Consider the following 16,324-nt stretch of genomic DNA (forward strand, 5'->3'; position numbering starts at 1 on the left):
CGCCAGCCCCTCAAGCTGGTCGAAGGCGTATTTTCTGGTGGGATTGAATCCGACGAATGTTGATACAGTGGGCTTTTTTGTGAACTCAATCTGATTAAATTGGACTGAGTCAGTTCCTTTATGTCCCCGTTTGTCCCCAAAATGTCCCCATGAGGTGAATTTCGCTTTCTGACCAGTTCCACTACATGTCACGTATGCGGAACATGTCGCCTTAGGATTTAACCTGTTACAATCTGCAGAGACCTTGATCTGATGGGCTTTTCGCCAGTAGCTTCCGCTCAAGCAGGCTACCTTCCAATCGTTTCTGTTGATGTTTTACATCAATTTTACATCAATCAACCCCTTGGCTCCGGCTCAAATTGGGGACGAAATTACTCTATGGACTCGCGGTTCTACGAAACCTGACTGACGTACAACCGTCCACTTCATCATTGCCGCATTAATCCTCACCGTTCACCACACATACCGACACGCCGCGCTTAAAAGTTGGTGCGATTAGATTCAGCAGGGGTTTTGTTAATCAGCGTCGCCATCCGCCGACTCCCGATCGAAAGCAGCACGATTTCAGAATGCCGTCCATGTTCATCTATAAGATATCGGCTTCTAACTGACCAGTTAGGAAATAATCGATTATTCGCGACCTTCTCTAAGGTTGATTTTCTAAAAAACAAAGGTGCAATATATCTTGCATAAAAATTATTAGTATTCAAATCAAGTGCAATTGGATACTTGATCTTACCTATTGATGCGCTCCCAGATTTCATCCCAGTAGCCGGATACGTTGATGATTAAGACGTGTTGCTTTTTGCGGCAGCCCGAGTGATTATGTGTATACTGACACGACAAGGCAACCACACTTCATCAAATCGAATCCCAAATGGAAAGTAACGCGACTAATTATGGTAGATCATTTATCGAACAATTTAACTTATCTTATCTAGTTGCTATCTATACGTTCGCCTCCGTACAGCCCAAACATAAGAAAACGACGAAAACGAACTCGGCGAAAACTTGGCTTGGAGACTCATCCGGCCATGGTCGCCTCGAATTGGATTGTTGTGCCTCATGCCGTCCGTTTGCCTCTGGATTCACCCCGCCTAACGGCGGGCACCCTTGCCTTTGGCTATGGTAGGCGTTCGCCAGCCCCATTCTGGACTTTCACCACATAGATGACGCCCATGCCGGGCGTACAAACGAAAAGCCCATCGAGTTGCTCCGATGGGGCTTCCTGACATTCGTTTAATCCTTTGTCTGGTGATCTACAGCAATTATCCAATCTTTAAAAAAAGAGTTATCCTCCATTACAAAATAAGCCATAATGAAGCGGAGAAATTCTTCGGTGTTTATTTGTTTATATTTATAGTTGCTCCAATAATCATGTAAAAATTTTATCCCCGTGTATTCACCGCCTTGCTTCTCAATTAGAGATTTAAAATTCATAATCGGTTTTGCGTAAAGGCTTGGGATAATATCCGTTTCTTCGTACTGGGAAAGTGGAAGATTTGAAGGTTTAGCGTTTGGCTTATCAAACTTCTGCGCAAAAGAGTAATCATGTAAGTACAACGAGGTGGCGAATTCGGCCATACTCTCATCCAACCAACCGTCATGGTAAGGGTCATTGCTGATAACACCGTAAAACCACTGATGTGCGAGTTCATGCACAAGAGCATGCTCAAGAGTCTTTGCGTCTGCACTTAAGCCGACTGTAACCACACCAGGGTATTCCATTGAAACAAAATTACCCAATATCACATCAAGTTGTTTATGAGGATAGGGACCGATGTTTTGGTTAAAAAAGTCAAGAGCCTTTGTGGACGCATTCAGTACCTGGTCTACAGTCTCTTTATCAGCATCTCTTCCCCACACGCGTATTTCAATTTCGTCTAAATTTTTGAAATTATAAACTAGATCTTTTGTAACTGCTACGAACAACTCTTTAACGTTTTTGACCACAATTTTTCCAGATGATTTTGATTCATCATCTATATCAGAAGAACTGATGATTCTGTATTCTTTTGGCAGTTTATACGTAAGATCAAAGTCGCTGAACCCCGTATGATAAGATTCGCTCAACGGAGTATAATCTTCCTTATTCCACCCATGATTGTAGGTAGCAAGCATTGGATACCACTGGGCCAACATATAGCTGCCGTCCTGCTTTGTAAAGCGAATGCCATTATCAGGCACTACGAAATCATAGGAAACTTTGACAACAACTTTCCCAGCTGGCGACAGTTTTTGTGCGAGATGTAAGGTTAAGGTATCACCAGTAAGCGAATATTGTACATTTTCGCCATTAAGCTTTACTTCATGCATCAATAAACTCGCAGAATCCCTGTATGTCTTCGTATTATTATTGTCAGTAAATATGTTAGGAATCATGTAAAAAACGATTTTTTCCCAAACCTCACTAGAGTTGTTTTCTACGGTGATAGTACCATCAATGGAGAATTTACCATTTTCGGCTAAACTAAGCTGTAAATCATAGACAGACTTGTTCCCAGTCGGTACGCCACGAGGAACAAATCCAGCTGGCGTACCAATTTTAGTTGGTAGTGTTTCAGGTTGAACTGGTGGCTTCTGTCTACTGAGATTTGATGACTGTTGAGTAGCGAATATTTGTATCGTCGAAATTGCCGAAATAATCATTAATATTGTAATAAAGATTATAACTATTTGCTTTAATCGTATTTCTGTTTTACTATCGGTTAAATAATTGCCATTTATACCCTGAATAGGGTGAGTTCGAATAGCCATTTTTGCTGGCGGCAAAGAACCCAGCACTGCTGTAAAAAGTGGCACAGCTCCTAATAAAATGAGAAACCACAGATCACCAGTTGGGAATTTATGGTAAACAAATTGTATTATTGTAATCCCTAATAACAGGGCCAAAAATCCAGCCACACAACCTGTGATAAAACCTTCCAATAAAACTAATTTTCTAATAGCGTAATTTGGCCAACCTAAAGTTTTTAATAGTGAAATCTCTGGCTTACGTTCGTTTACATTTTGCCAAATGATTTCCGCTGTTATCAAAATTGAAATGAGTAAGCAAATAGTTATGGCTAAATAATGAGAGGTTCCAATCTCTGCAGCAGTATACTCTCCAAGCCAGGTAGTGTAAAAAACACCTTTCAACCGATAGGTTACAAATAAGAAAAAGAACAATAAACTTGTCGGCATCGTAATCGAGATAATTGATAGTATATTCCGTTTGAGTTTAGCCTTAAATTGAGCAAAAGCAAGTTTAAATATGCTATTCACTTTGATTAAACGCGAATTATTGTTAATGATTTCGCCTGCTCTAAGCGCCTCACTAGGTTGAATTCTTCTCAACAGGAACACGGTGACTAAGTTTCCGATTAGGTAAAAAACTACTCCAAAGATACCCATTGTGATAAACCGTGTAATTGAAGGCTGGGACTTCCCAACAAGTAAAAAGAATCCTTGTGTTGCCCAGCTAACGCTCGCCGTAATAATGCCCAAAATCATAGCTTCCAATATCATCAACCGAGCGATATGCGAATGGCGCCAGCCTAAGGACAACAAAAGAGCATATTGACTTTTCCGAACCAATAATGATATGACATTGGTCGCTATAACGTAAATAAACGCAACAAGCATTACTAGCCAAATCAACACAGAAAATCCAACCTTAACTTCCTGCATTAATTGAAACGAAGAACCTAGTTTAATCCATTGCTGTTCCACCCATGCTGAATCCTGCCGTGCACCACTTTTAGGAACATGTATGAGTACAGGTTGGGGTGCTGAGCCCAGTGTTATATCGGTCGCTAGACCCGTTCTTTCTCTAATTTGACTTGCAATCTTCTCAAGTTTGTGTTTATTTGTATCTGATATATTATGTACATCTGCGACCTTAATTCGTATGACGGAAATCGGTTTATCCCCCAATATTTTTGCTGCAGCTTCCAAAGTAGTAAGCATTGTTGGAGGACTAGTTAATAAACCAAGTGGGTTATTATTGGGTTTAATAACTGGTTGAGGATTTATCGGGTTACCAGCATCATTTAGTACTTGTTTTGTATATGGAATTTTGTAAGCATCAATTGGAAATTGAGCAAGCATTTCTTTATTGATATCGAGTTTTGTCGGATCATATATACCGACATACGTTGGTAAAAGAATCAGAGCATTTTGTGTGATTTTTTTGTAAGGGCGATAAGATTCCGGAAATAATTCTTGTAAAATAGGGTTATTTAACGGGAAAGTTTTAAGCTCATATGAATATGGCCATCTATCTGAGTACGGACCTTTAATAGGATTAAATTGAAGGGAAGTTGCATGTTGCAATAGATAAAGCCCATTGTTTTTCAGAGTTGAAGGATTTTCTTCTAATATTTTTTTTGCTTGATTAGCAGTAAAGACGTATGTCTGGCTTGAGACCACGCGGAGTCGATCGAGATAATTGCTACCATTCTCATTCTTTAACTGTTCGAGAGTTTTTTTTGTTTGTAGTACGTTGTTATATGGCAGGTCTAACTTTTCGTATCGGAAAGTATATTTTTTATCAACAAAGATCTGATTACTCAGAAGGATTGGCAAGTTGATTTTTACGTCGTTAGAATTTTCTTCATTTTGTATATAGCTTCTATCCGATGATTGAAAGTAACGCGAATTCCAATTAGGTACAGAAATCAAGGTGCTGTCCAAACCTACTAATTTCGATTCCTGTTCAGGATCTATTCCTGCTAAAAGTGAATAATCACTTGAACTGAATGTTGCTAGGTCACCATTAAATAACCTAATACCATATTTCATTAACTCAGAAGAATCGGACATATTACCAATCGAAAAATACAATTTCCACAATTCAACATTCTGCTGCCCCGTTCCAACATTTATAGTTGTTGTGGCAGTCGATCTATATATACCAGTCTCTTTTATTTTTGGTCTCTCTGGGAATGTGACGCCTAGCCGAGAATAACCAATAATGGAAATTGGCGCAGCTACAGTTATTTCTGGAATACTTTTAATTTCTTCTAACTGTTGCAAGCTTATGCCACCAGTTATTCCACTTTGAAAATTAGGTTCAAATAAGCTGTTCTTTGGATCAGTCGGTTTGGTGTTTGAAGGTCGTACTAAAATATCATAAGGTACCTGCCACCTATTCTCGAATGTATTTACAATTGTTCCTTTGTTGGATTCCGTAAGATTAAAAAGACTACTAAGACCGAAAGATACGATAAAAACACCAACCAGAATGATGATAAACCTATGTTTATTTCGCCACCAAAGGCTCCATAAAAGTCTCATCATATCGATACACCCTGTGCAGAATCACTAATTATGGTACCATCTTTCATCTCGATGATACGGTCTCCCATTGATGACAGAAATTTATCATGAGTCACCATTAGTACACCACAATTGCTCTCTCGTTTTATTGCGTGCAAGAGTTCATATACATTTTCACCGGTTCTCGAATCAAGGTTACCCGTAGGTTCATCCGCTATTAACCACCTTGGCTTATTGATGAGCGCTCTAGCAATTGCCACGCGTTGCTGTTCTCCCCCTGACATTTGCGACGGAAGCAGTTGCATTTTATCACTAAGGCCAACATGCTCTAAAAGCTCAGTAGCTCTTGCTTTTTTGTCGAAAGAGACCTTTCTAGGAAAAAGAGGCGCCATCACATTTTCGACAGCTGACAATGATGGAATTAAATTATAGTTTTGAAAAATGAATCCAATGTTATAAAAGCGAAAATCGGCAAGCTTATTATCTTTTAGTAAAGAAATATCAAGCCCCTCAAATATAATCCTTCCCTGAGAAGGAAAATCGAGAGTCGCAATTAGATTTAGCAAAGTAGATTTTCCAGATCCAGATGCCCCCACAATCGTGGTAAAATGATTCCTTTGGATGGTTAGGTGAATGGAGTGCAATATTTTCGTTTTTATACCATCACCTGCCACGGATTTTTCAATGTTCAGTAGTTGAATTGTACTCATAGTCATCTCCATGAATTCAGCCATCAAATTTGTCATCACTACGTTGCCGAAAAACTAAGCGCCTTGTTTTTCAACCTCATTTCTTGCGATATTCTGTATTAAGCTATTTAACTTTTCAGCATTGTTTAGGGATTCTACCAATAATATGTCACCGTTTTGATCAATAAATACTACTGTGGGCACAACTTCAATTTTATATTTCGAGTAAAGATTATTTGATTCACAAAAATGAAAACCCGAAAATTCTTTTAAGCGATCTTCATCTAATTTTGACTCTGTAACGACAATAAATCTAAACTGGTTTGAAAAAAGTCTAAAAATGTTTGGTAAGCTTAAGTAAATTTGTTTACATGTATTGCACGATTGTTTAGTAAAGAGCATCATCGTTATTTTTGAATCATTGTCTGCTAATTTTATCAGATTGCCATTTTGATCAATTGCTCTAAAGATTGGTGCAGGATCCCCTTTCTGCAATGAGATACTAGAGAGACCGTTAGGATTCACTCTGAAGTTACTCAAAAATTCTTTTACATATTTAGTCAAGAAAAACATTATAAATAATTCCACGCAAACAATTATCCATAAGGCAACATTGGAAATAGTCAACAGATCAATATTCATTGTGTAGTCTCCTTTAACATTTTAACTTTTTTATTTATCGCAAGAATATTTAAACAGCAGTTGTATATGAACATGGATATGTATGTCAATATGATGGTACTTACGTATATATCTAATGATAAAAGACTGATATTTGTTATCTTCAAGCTTCCACTTATTAATAACACAGCTAGAATTACTAATACGAAATTTCTAACCACTAGACTCCAGGATATGTTGTGGTTTCCTAAAATGCCCCCACAACCACATGAAATATCAACTCTATTTCTAAGTAAATTAGCAATTATCGCCAAAGTATATAAAATCAGTAGGCCTAAACACATAAAACTAGCTAAATTTGCCCATTGATTAATTAGGAATAAGGCACCAGTAAAAATCTCAGATAATATCAAAACCGTTAAAATAAATCCTATAAATTGAATAAATTTCCTTGGTGTAAGTTTATAATTCTTAACAATTCGAACATGCTCATCATAGTTGAACAGTTTCGTGATAGCTGAACTTATAAATATGTACGAGAGAATACACCGAATAATAACTTCAATAATATTCATTATGCCACTCCTGACTTATCTTTCTCATACCACTTAGCTTGCGCCATAAACATGGAGTAATATTCCTTTTCTTTCTTCATTAATTCTTCGTGTGTGCCCTGTTCTACTAATCGCCCTGCTTTCATAACAAGTATTTTGTCTGCAATTCGGCTCACAGCTAATCTATGTGAAATAAATATAGCTGTTTTTTCGGAAACAAGGGCTTCAAATGAATTAAATATATCTAGTTCAGCGAGTGGATCCATAGACGATGTAGGCTCATCCAATACAATGATCTGCCCGTCACTGAATAATGCTCGAGAGAGTGCAATCTTTTGCCATTGTCCACCTGATAAATCAATTCCCTCTGTTAGTACGTTGCCCAATTTTGTTTCGTACTGGTCGGGCAAGACATTAATATACTCATGGATACCCGTTAATTGTGAAACTCGACTAATTTCATCTAAATTACTAATTGCATCAACATTGCCAATAGCAATATTTTCTCTAATAGAAAAATGATATTTGATAAAATCTTGAAATATCACAGTGATATTTTTTCTTAGATCTGCTTTGCTAATTTCATTAATATCGATACCATTGATGTAAATTGAGCCGTAAGATACTGGGTATAATCCTATGAGGCATTTTATCAATGTCGTTTTTCCCGATCCATTCGCACCAACAATTGCTACTTTTTCACCTGGCTTTATCTCAAAACTAACATTTTCAAGAACTGGCGTTTTTCCTTGGCCATACGAGAAAGATAACTTATCCACAACAATACCTTTGGTCAGAGGTTGCGACAGTGTTTTGATGTCGCGCTGTGTGCTCTTTTCCTGATCGTTCTTCATAAAGTTTTGAAAGTCACTAACATACATATTTGATTCATATATTTTTGAAAATATTGAATTCAATTCGTTAAATGAATGTTGTAGGTTTTGAACAGATTGTATGATGGCAAAGAAATCTCCAATACTAAAAGTGATAAAATTAGCTCGTGTCATGAGAAGCAAAGTGCTTGTTGCCAACAGGTAAATTAAAGCAGAATTTATCTCTACACCTAATTTTAGCATCGTTTGTTTCGTTTGCACTTTCAATATTTCACTGGCTCTATTTAAGTATTTCTCCGACCATTTATTTAATAGATGGTTTGCTAATCCGAATATACGAATTTCTTTAACATTTTCTCGAGCAGTAAGAAGGTATTTGAGATAATTAATTTCACGAAATAGAGGCGTTTGATATAGATTTGTAAAAAACCTAACTCGGACTAACTTAAACTGCATTACAATTAAAGGGATACAAGAAACAATTGCTAGCAACACTAGCGACCAATGTATTGTTGTAAGGTAGCAAATAAAAGTGACACAAGATATGGTTTGTTTAAGCGTAGCAAAAATATTTTGAACCGGTAAAATAATCTTATTGCCCACACTTCCTTGTAATCGTGAAAAATGATTATGATAATCTGGAATATCGAAATTAGAGATCGGATCATTTGCAACCTTCTTAATTAGCAAATATTCCAAGTCATGATCTAATCTACTTTGAGTTTTCTGAGTATAGAATTCATTCATGAACCTTATAGCAGCAGCTAATAAATTAATAAGTACAAATAGCAATAACATCCAAATTGCGTGAAGATACAAATCTGATTGAGAGGTTCTAAGCGCTTTTGCAACCAAATCAAAAATACTCTTTGTTATCCAAACAAGAATAAACGGTACAAAGCCCTCGAACAGAGCGGCAATAGCAGTCAATGCTACCCATATTTTACCAGTTCGATTCCTTAATATAAACGAAAAAGATTTCTTTAACGAATCCATTTATGTCATCACCTAATGGAAAGTTTGGGGTATAAACTGTATAAGCTGGCTTATAGGTGAAATAGCAGGAGATGTTTAATCTCCTGCTATTTCGGAAAGCTTACGTGCAGCACCATTTAATTACTTTAGAGCATTCTGAATGATCGATGTTGTCATAGGTATACTCCACATAAGTGTTTCTTTTGTCTACAGCGCAGTTTGTCTCATAAATCCAGGTGCAATACGCAGATTTATACACGTTTGAACAAGGAATGTATTCCGGCTTCACCATTTTTCTCACCTCCTTTCTTGAAAAAGATAGTATTTCAATTAGCTATTAGCCTTCTGAAATTGATATCCATATTTGTAACAATACCTTGACTGTTAAGCGTTAAGAACATTGGTACACCAGTAATACCAAGTTCCATCATCTTGGATTTAGTTGTTTCAAAAATGTCTATTTCCTTCCCGTAAAGCGCTCTCATTTTATTGAATCCATTATTCTCATCAACTACCAATGATAAGAGTCTAGTATTTTGAATATTTTGTTTAATACTCAATAAAGTATCCATACCTTCGTAGCAAGCAACGCAGCTAGTCGAACCAACCATTAAAATAAATTTATCGTTTGCGCCTTTAAGGGGTATATTCAATAGATCAAACCAATTTTGCCCAATAGCATTTTGTGCAATAGCCATGGGTTTATCGCTGTTTACGACCTCTACCCTTTTGGGAGTAAACGAAATCTCTATCTCTGTGCTTAATTTGACTAAGTTGTGGTAAACTAGAGTGAGTAAAGTTAAACAGATAATTGATGATCCGATTACTATAATCAGAGTAATCACCCGCATCTTTAATAAGATGTATTTCCATTGAATATTTACCGAATTTCGAGCTGGTCATATAATCAAATCCCAGTTTAACCCTACATCATATATAATTTCGTTAAATATGTCAATAACAGTTCACTAAGTTGAATTATTATTGACACCTAAATATTACCATGTATTTTTTTCCCAAAGAATAGTCTTGCATTCCTATTTTCTCTTATATTTTGTCTACTTTTGGAATTAAATTGCTAATAATTGTTGTTTCTATCTTTTTTTGTATATTAAAATTTTACCGTTCGTGACTATCCAACTTTACTGTGGTAGTGGAAAAACTAAGAGAGTCCTGAGAGTTTTGGTTATCATAAGCTCTTATGGATAAACATAGCTAGGTTTTGGGGCTACATGATCAGTTTCGATAAACTTACCTAAACTGTGTTCCGTTAGCATAAAAAATGGGCTGTCCCAAAAGGTAAGGAATTGTCTTGAAGCATAGGGATTACCTCAGAGAATTCGAGTTTCAAGCATAAAAAACAGTCGGTCGGGGCTTATGCCTGACCGACTGCTTATATATTCTGGCTTAAAACTGCACGCTTCAGTAGATTAAGGGTCTTCTTGCTTTTTCCGTTGCGGCTGTTGCTTGTCTGCTTGCTCTGGATGTCATGCTCTTAATAGCCTAGATGCGTGTCCATCTCCGCTTCGAGCATTTCGTGCAACGTCTCGGCAAACAAGTACTTCAAGACGTTCTGAGTATCCTGTGCAGTAACAAGCCTTATAATGCTATATAGAAACTAGAAAGCCAAAAAGGAGTATCTTTGTTGTATGAAGCCAACGAGAAGGAAGTTCACTCCCGAGGAAAAGGCCCGTCTAGTGCTGGAAATTCTGAAAGAAGAAAAATTTGTTTCACATCTCGCAGCAGAACATGGAATCCACGCCAATGCCCTTACCCGGTGGAAAACAGAAGCAGTATATTCTGCGTCGGATGACATCAGACAGTCCAAGTGCTTCATTCTTCTTCCGTTCCTCGCCCTTCCACTATCATTAGCGCGACGGCAGTAGCCGTGATAACACGGTGATGTAATCGTTGATCGTCTTCTCTAGCAGTTTGCTCAACTCTTTGCAGAGGGAGTTTTTCTGCCGCACTAGATAAAAGAACTTCTCCCTCCAGACCGACGTTCGGTTTCTGCTCAAAATCGGCGAGAAATGTCTCGTCCAGGATGGAAATGTTCGGATTCTCCAGTCTCGCTTTTTCGAACAGATCGACAGCCTCTTCTCTGGCGCCGATGATGGCGAAACCTCCTTTCCCACATAAAAAAGACTTGGCCTATTAAATTAGCCAAGTGCCCGGTTTTGCATCAATTTTTCACTCACAATGGGTCTCGCATTTATTCCACGATATTGTTCTGTCGGTAAGCTATCCTCATCCATAATCAGAAGAAGACGAATTGTTTTTTAGCCATTCAACGATGGACTCCATATAAAAAAGAATTCTTCTTCGAACCCTGATATGCGGGATCTGCTTTTCTCGTACCATGGTGTACACGGTGTCTGTCGAAACCCCCAACAACTCGGAAATGTCATTTACAGAGAGTACAGTCTTCATCAATAATCAACCTCACTTTCCTCTGAATCTGCTCCTTGTCCCCCTGGTTGTTTGGTAATATACTCTTCATATGGGAGAGCAAGACTAGGGGGTAATATAAAGATTACTTATGGACGCTACGTCTGCCCATTGGCCCTCTTAGGAGCAGCTGATGCAGCAGCAACGCTTACATAATCAGGTTGGAGATAACACTTTGAAACCGTTATGGTTCAAAGTGTTTTTTATTTTGGTTCCCGGCAATGGCAATTGGCACGCACCCTGCATGAAACCCATTTTCGGAGGTGTGTCCACCATAGAAACAAGCCTGTCCATCTTGATGCCCTGGCTTAAAATTCTCAGGTCAACTGAGATTTTCTCCACGGGCTGCCACATCGCACTATTATGGTTGGTGGTGATGTCGCATGACCATTGACCAGAAGCATTATCAGCTCTTTCGGATAGAGCCGCTGCGAATTGTAAATGATTACCTCAATGCAGCACAAAGAGCTAATGTCAGAGAGGCAGAACTTTCTGTAAAAAGAGAAGCAGTCAAGAAGCTGTCTTACAGAGATCTGCTTATCGTGCAAAGCTCCTCTGAACTCTGGCATCAGCTTATGGGCAGCCTTGACGTTCAGATGCGACGGTGGGTATGTAAAAACTTATACAAATTATCAGAACCAAAGCTTATGAAGGAGCTTAAGTTTTCAAAAGCAGCTGCACACAATCTTTTTGATGACACCGACTGGCCCGAAAGGCCACGGCCATTTCAGCTCGGTGTCCTCTTTAACCATCCATGGCAGCTTGTAAATGAGAAAAACCCCGATGCATTTTCATACTCTGAGTCAGCAGAGTACTTCATCACCGGGGCTGCAAAAAGGACTAACATTCAGGAACTCGCTGCCCAAAGAGCCCAAGTAATCAGCATTGCGGGATTCGTAATAACCGATCCTCAGGAGTTATTCCCGCAAGAGTCTTCTCCTGTAACGGGACGCTGGGTTACAACTTATCCTGAAATGGATTACTTTGAATTTCATCTTAGCCGCGAGCCTCTTCTGGATAAAAATACTCAGAAGAAGATCCTAAATGTTTTTCCTGTTGCTAACGACGTCATCACGACATACACGCCATTTCGACCAAACAAACGGTCGTTATGGGTCATGATGCCAAAAGCAGGACGAATGAATGAGTACCACGGCATTCTAAACGAACTTATAGAATACCGGGATGCAACGGTCCATCATCGCCTGAAGTAACTTCACTAAGAGCCACCTTCTTCGGAGGGTGGCTCTCTCAGTTGAACTGAGTGTTTGCAGCCTGCCTCGATTACATGTCCATCCTAGTGCTACAAGCGAATCGAGGAGGCAGTAAATATGGAAAAAGATGAGCTAAATAAATCGGCGAACCCGCGCCAGACCAGTAAAAATGCTGATGACAAAGCACAAGAATCTTTTCGGCAGAATGCTTCTTTTGCCGAAAAGATTCTCGCGGAAGAGGGTATTTTCTCTTGCCAGGGTGGCGAACATGATATTAGAAAACTCGCCCGGGAGAGGATTGAAGGGATGCTAAATGCTGAACACTTGCTTCCCTTGCCGCTTGAAGAAAAACAGCATGTGGGAAGATCGGGAATCAACCAGTGGATTTGGGATCACAAAATTTCCAAGGACATTGCCCCAGACATTTTAAAAGAATATCTGGAAAGCTGCATCAGCAATAACCCTTGGTATTTTTATGTGAAGCTAAAGGCCATGACGGAATTGCAGGTTGAAATGTGCCGTTTTCACAAGTTGCCGGCACTTAGCCTTACAAGCGATCACTTCTTACAATCTGAAGCGCTGCAGCACTTGGCTGCTCGCTTTGCGACCTCCAAGGTAAAAAAACTCATCGTTGGTTTCCTTCAAGAACGAAGCGAAGCCCTGGGTTTACTGGAAGAGAAGGCGCCGCTCACCCACGTTCGGCGCCAAGGCAAAAAAGTTCATCCTAGAGCGCACGAGTATTTTGAGCAGCTGGTGAAGGAGGGTATAAGCAAAGATACGCAGCGCCACTTTCTGGAACATGCTCATCATTTGTTTAGTTGGCTGTCTAAAAACATGCGGGATTTTAACGGGATCGAGGCAGATGAGATCCCCATTTTTCAAATAACAGCCACGCATCTTGAGGAGTTCCGCGCCTATCTGCTTAAAAAAGTACGTGAAGGAACCTACAGCAAAATCACTTTTTGCCACTGCATCTACCTGCTGAGGTCGTTTTTCCGCTTCTTAAGTCGGAAGTACGGATTTCCCGCACCCATTCGCCGGTTTAAGGCCATCACCGCTCCGAGATATAAACAGCGAGATTTGCCGTCGGATGAGGAAATTAAGTTGTTTTTTGAGGCGGTAGACACGTATTCCGATGAGCCCATCATTGAACGAATCGGATACAGCCTGATGCTCTTTCTCGGGCTTCGGTTAAACGAAACGGCGCAATTAACCTGGAAGGATATCAACATCAGCACCGGGACAATTTCCATTCTAAGTAAGGGCGGAAAACCTCACCTTCTGCCTCTCCCCAAAAGAGTTCTGGAGGATCTTAAAAGCGCGCAACGTCAGCAGCCTTCAGGAAAATACCTTTTGGGTACGAACCTTAAGACCATCGCCCTTCGGCTGTATCGCAATTTTAAGCTCTACAGCCTTATTGCCGGATGGACATATCCAGGCGGGGTTCATTTCTTCCGTCACATTTTCATTTCAAGATTAGGCGGACAAAATATTCTCCCGCAAGCCATTAAAGAACTTTCTCGTGTGGTTGAACTTAACACGGTGAGCCTCTACATGCATTTGGCTCAGCAGAAAGACCGATTACTCACCGAAATTAACAAGCTTCAGTACTAAAGGTGGGAATAGCAGTGCCTTTATATGATGAAGAGGTTCAGCGGGAACTTCATTTGGAAAAGGGGATTCAGGGGCTGGCAGAAAAATTCGGCCCCTATGAGCTCCAGCAGGCCCTATTCCGGCTCGACCTCATGCCCAAACAAAGTCAAAATGACTTGCTTAAACAACATGTATCGCTCAGTGAAGCTGTCGCGCACTACTTTAGCTGTGATGCCTTTCTTGATTTGGCCCGTTCCTCTCAAGACGTATACCGCTACGAGATGAATCTGTTCGTCAAGTATTGTCATCACATAAAAGGACTAGATCCTGAAATCAAGGAGGTCTCTTCTGCGCTGTTCCTGCAAGACTATTTATCGGGAATTAAAAAGCAAAACACCAGAAGCAAAAAAGCTGCGTTCCTTCGCAGCTTTCTGAGGGAAACCAATGAACATTATTTCAATCGGGGAATTGAAAAAATAAAAAGAACGCTCTCCATTGAAGCCGACAAAAACCGTCTCCCTCGGGCCTTTACAAAAGAGCAGCTTGATGAACTGTTAGTGCTTGTGCGGCTGGGACGTGAAGCGCATCGTAATTTCACCATTTTATGGACCTTCTTGGGCTCGGGTATCAGGTTAAACGAACTTTGCTGTCTGCAAGTCGGTGATGTTAACGTGATGCGCCAAGAGATTCTCGTTCGGGGGAAAGGAAAGAAAGGCTTTAAACAACCCAGTAAAATTACGAAATCCGCGCTAGATGTCCTGTGTGCCTATATTCATTTTCGGTACAATGGCATTCAAAATGAGCCTGATTATAAAGAGCGCTACATTTTTTCTGATGATAAGGGGATGTCGCCCCTTCATCATAGTACCGTTCAGAAAATGATGGCGTCCCTGATTGATGAGTGCATAACCATAACAGCGGAGGAAAAAGGAAATTATCAGCTTTCCGTACACTCGCTTCGCCATTCATTTGCCCTGTATCTACTTCAGTCGGGGGTCACCATATACGACATCAAAGACCTTATGCGTCATAATTGGCTCACTTCGACCGAAGTGTATCTTAAGGTTTTTGACAACATGCTCGTTACCGCTATCGATAAGCATCCACTCGGCAATTTAAAAGCCAGTGATTTCTTTGGACATTAGGAGGGCTTGCATTGGAAGGTATTTTGTTTGAATCACATTATTTTCGCCATTGGCAGGACAACGTCAATATAAGTTCAGGATCTAAACAAGTATATATCATCCGTCTGAAACTATTTCAGGATTACCTTGAAAGCCAGGGTTTTGAAGGTAAACTGGACTTCGATAAATTTCATGGAAGCCGGGATTACCCCGATCGATTCCTCCCCATCCAGGAAAGCTTTATCGATCGGTTTGTTCATTTCATGCAGGAAGCCGGAAAACCTGATTCCTCGTTGTCCATTACTGTTAGCGCGCTGAAAAACTTTTTTGGTTATTTAAGCGACATGGAGTTAATTTGCCGCAATCCGATGGAGGATTATCCATTACCCAGATACCAAAGACCGATCAAAAACAGTGCTTTGTCGAAAGAAGAGTGTCTTGCGCTGCTTCACGCAGCGATCAAGAAGGATCCTTTTTTCAGGCAGGATTTTGTGATGATATGGTTCATGCTAATCACTGGACTTCGAATTACTGAAGTCAGGCTGCTGCGCAGGTCCAAAGTTGACCTTGATAACCGTATGGTTATCATAAACGAGGGGCAAAAAACGGACAGTAATTCAGTTAGCATCTCGTTATCACTGGCTTTAGAGTTACAGCGGTATGTAAATCACCCCAGTTATTTAAAGTGGGAAAAGCAAGGAAGCGAATATTTGTTCAACCGGAAAGGCAAAGCTTTTCCGTATCAATACTTGCTTAGAAAGATAAAAAAGCTTTGTAAAGAAGCAGGCTTATCGAAAGTGGTCACCCCTCATGACTTGCGAAGAACAGCCGGGTATCTGATGCAAGCCGGAGGCATGAATCTCATTGAAGTTCAAAGACAACTTAGACATCGTATTTTAGCAACAACCCTGCGCTATATCCCCCCACTTGAGGATTTGGCAAGAATATTGGAAGAAACGAGTTAAAGGTCACAAGCACCAAACGGCTCATCATGATATTTGATGGGCTTTTTAT

The 16,324-nt window shown here is 39.8% G+C and carries 14 protein-coding genes and 1 pseudogene; 7 read left to right on the forward strand and 8 right to left on the reverse strand.

The genetic code is table 11. The features are described from left to right. Positions 1-720: 720 nt before the first annotated feature. Positions 721-792 (forward strand): DUF1232 domain-containing protein, encoded by a 72-nt coding sequence (locus E5161_RS07360; protein WP_136777356.1) that lies wholly within the window; start codon positions 721-723, stop codon positions 790-792. A 447-nt stretch (positions 793-1,239) separates the two neighbouring features. Here the strand turns inward: E5161_RS07360 and E5161_RS07365 are convergent, their stop codons facing one another. The 7 genes and pseudogenes from E5161_RS07365 to E5161_RS21080 form a co-directional block, all read right to left on the reverse strand. Beyond that, on the reverse strand, positions 1,240-5,280 hold the full coding sequence (locus E5161_RS07365; RefSeq protein WP_136777082.1) for an FtsX-like permease family protein: 4,041 nt from the start codon (positions 5,278-5,280) through the stop codon (positions 1,240-1,242). Beyond that, positions 5,277-5,969, reverse strand: coding sequence for an ABC transporter ATP-binding protein (locus E5161_RS07370; RefSeq protein WP_342773848.1), 693 nt, complete (start codon positions 5,967-5,969; stop codon positions 5,277-5,279). Before E5161_RS07370 ends, E5161_RS07365 begins: the two co-directional genes overlap by 4 nt. A 54-nt stretch (positions 5,970-6,023) precedes the next feature. Beyond that, positions 6,024-6,590, reverse strand: coding sequence for a TlpA family protein disulfide reductase (locus tag E5161_RS07375; protein ID WP_136777083.1), 567 nt, complete (start codon positions 6,588-6,590; stop codon positions 6,024-6,026). Further along, on the reverse strand, positions 6,587-7,144 hold the full coding sequence (locus E5161_RS21380; protein ID WP_136777084.1) for a MauE/DoxX family redox-associated membrane protein: 558 nt from the start codon (positions 7,142-7,144) through the stop codon (positions 6,587-6,589). Before E5161_RS21380 ends, E5161_RS07375 begins: the two co-directional genes overlap by 4 nt. Continuing rightward, the gene (locus E5161_RS07385; RefSeq protein ID WP_136777085.1) at positions 7,144-8,952 is read right to left on the reverse strand and encodes an ABC transporter ATP-binding protein; all 1,809 of its coding nucleotides are present in this window, start codon (positions 8,950-8,952) and stop codon (positions 7,144-7,146) included. Before E5161_RS07385 ends, E5161_RS21380 begins: the two co-directional genes overlap by 1 nt. A gap of 305 nt (positions 8,953-9,257) precedes the next feature. Further along, positions 9,258-9,629 (reverse strand): hypothetical protein, encoded by a 372-nt coding sequence (locus E5161_RS07390; protein WP_136777086.1) that lies wholly within the window; start codon positions 9,627-9,629, stop codon positions 9,258-9,260. A 734-nt stretch (positions 9,630-10,363) separates the two neighbouring features. Then, a pseudogene (locus E5161_RS21080) lies at positions 10,364-10,537 on the reverse strand (transposase); the annotation flags it as partial. Between the two features lie 43 nt (positions 10,538-10,580). Between E5161_RS21080 and E5161_RS21385 the strand changes: the two are divergent. Further along, a complete protein-coding gene (locus E5161_RS21385) occupies positions 10,581-10,817 on the forward strand; it encodes a transposase (protein WP_425456468.1) in 237 nt (78 codons plus the stop codon). 361 nt (positions 10,818-11,178) lie between these two features. On the opposite strand, the gene E5161_RS21340 is transcribed toward E5161_RS21385, so the two are convergent. Further along, positions 11,179-11,361: a helix-turn-helix domain-containing protein gene (locus E5161_RS21340; RefSeq protein ID WP_342773849.1), complete on the reverse strand. Its 183-nt coding sequence runs from the start codon at positions 11,359-11,361 to the stop codon at positions 11,179-11,181. Between the two features lie 151 nt (positions 11,362-11,512). Between E5161_RS21340 and E5161_RS07410 the strand changes: the two genes are divergently transcribed. The 5 genes from E5161_RS07410 to E5161_RS07430 all read left to right on the forward strand — a co-directional run bounded on the left by E5161_RS07410 (position 11,513) and on the right by E5161_RS07430 (position 16,275). Next, a complete protein-coding gene (locus tag E5161_RS07410; RefSeq protein ID WP_136777088.1) occupies positions 11,513-11,773 on the forward strand; it encodes a hypothetical protein in 261 nt (86 codons plus the stop codon). Continuing rightward, complete coding sequence (locus E5161_RS07415; protein WP_136777089.1) at positions 11,763-12,593, forward strand: hypothetical protein; 831 nt, start codon at positions 11,763-11,765, stop codon at positions 12,591-12,593. The genes E5161_RS07410 and E5161_RS07415 overlap by 11 nt, the downstream gene beginning before the upstream one ends. A 117-nt stretch (positions 12,594-12,710) precedes the next feature. Continuing rightward, a complete protein-coding gene (locus tag E5161_RS07420; protein ID WP_136777090.1) occupies positions 12,711-14,207 on the forward strand; it encodes a tyrosine-type recombinase/integrase in 1,497 nt (498 codons plus the stop codon). 14 nt (positions 14,208-14,221) lie between these two features. Further along, positions 14,222-15,331, forward strand: coding sequence for a tyrosine-type recombinase/integrase (locus tag E5161_RS07425; protein WP_136777091.1), 1,110 nt, complete (start codon positions 14,222-14,224; stop codon positions 15,329-15,331). A gap of 11 nt (positions 15,332-15,342) precedes the next feature. Beyond that, the gene (locus E5161_RS07430) at positions 15,343-16,275 is read left to right on the forward strand and encodes a tyrosine-type recombinase/integrase (protein ID WP_136777092.1); all 933 of its coding nucleotides are present in this window, start codon (positions 15,343-15,345) and stop codon (positions 16,273-16,275) included. The last annotated feature ends 49 nt before the right edge of the window (positions 16,276-16,324 follow it).

It is taken from the genome of Cohnella pontilimi, assembly GCF_005049045.1.
Classification (GTDB): Bacteria; Bacillota; Bacilli; order Paenibacillales; family Paenibacillaceae; genus Cohnella; species Cohnella pontilimi.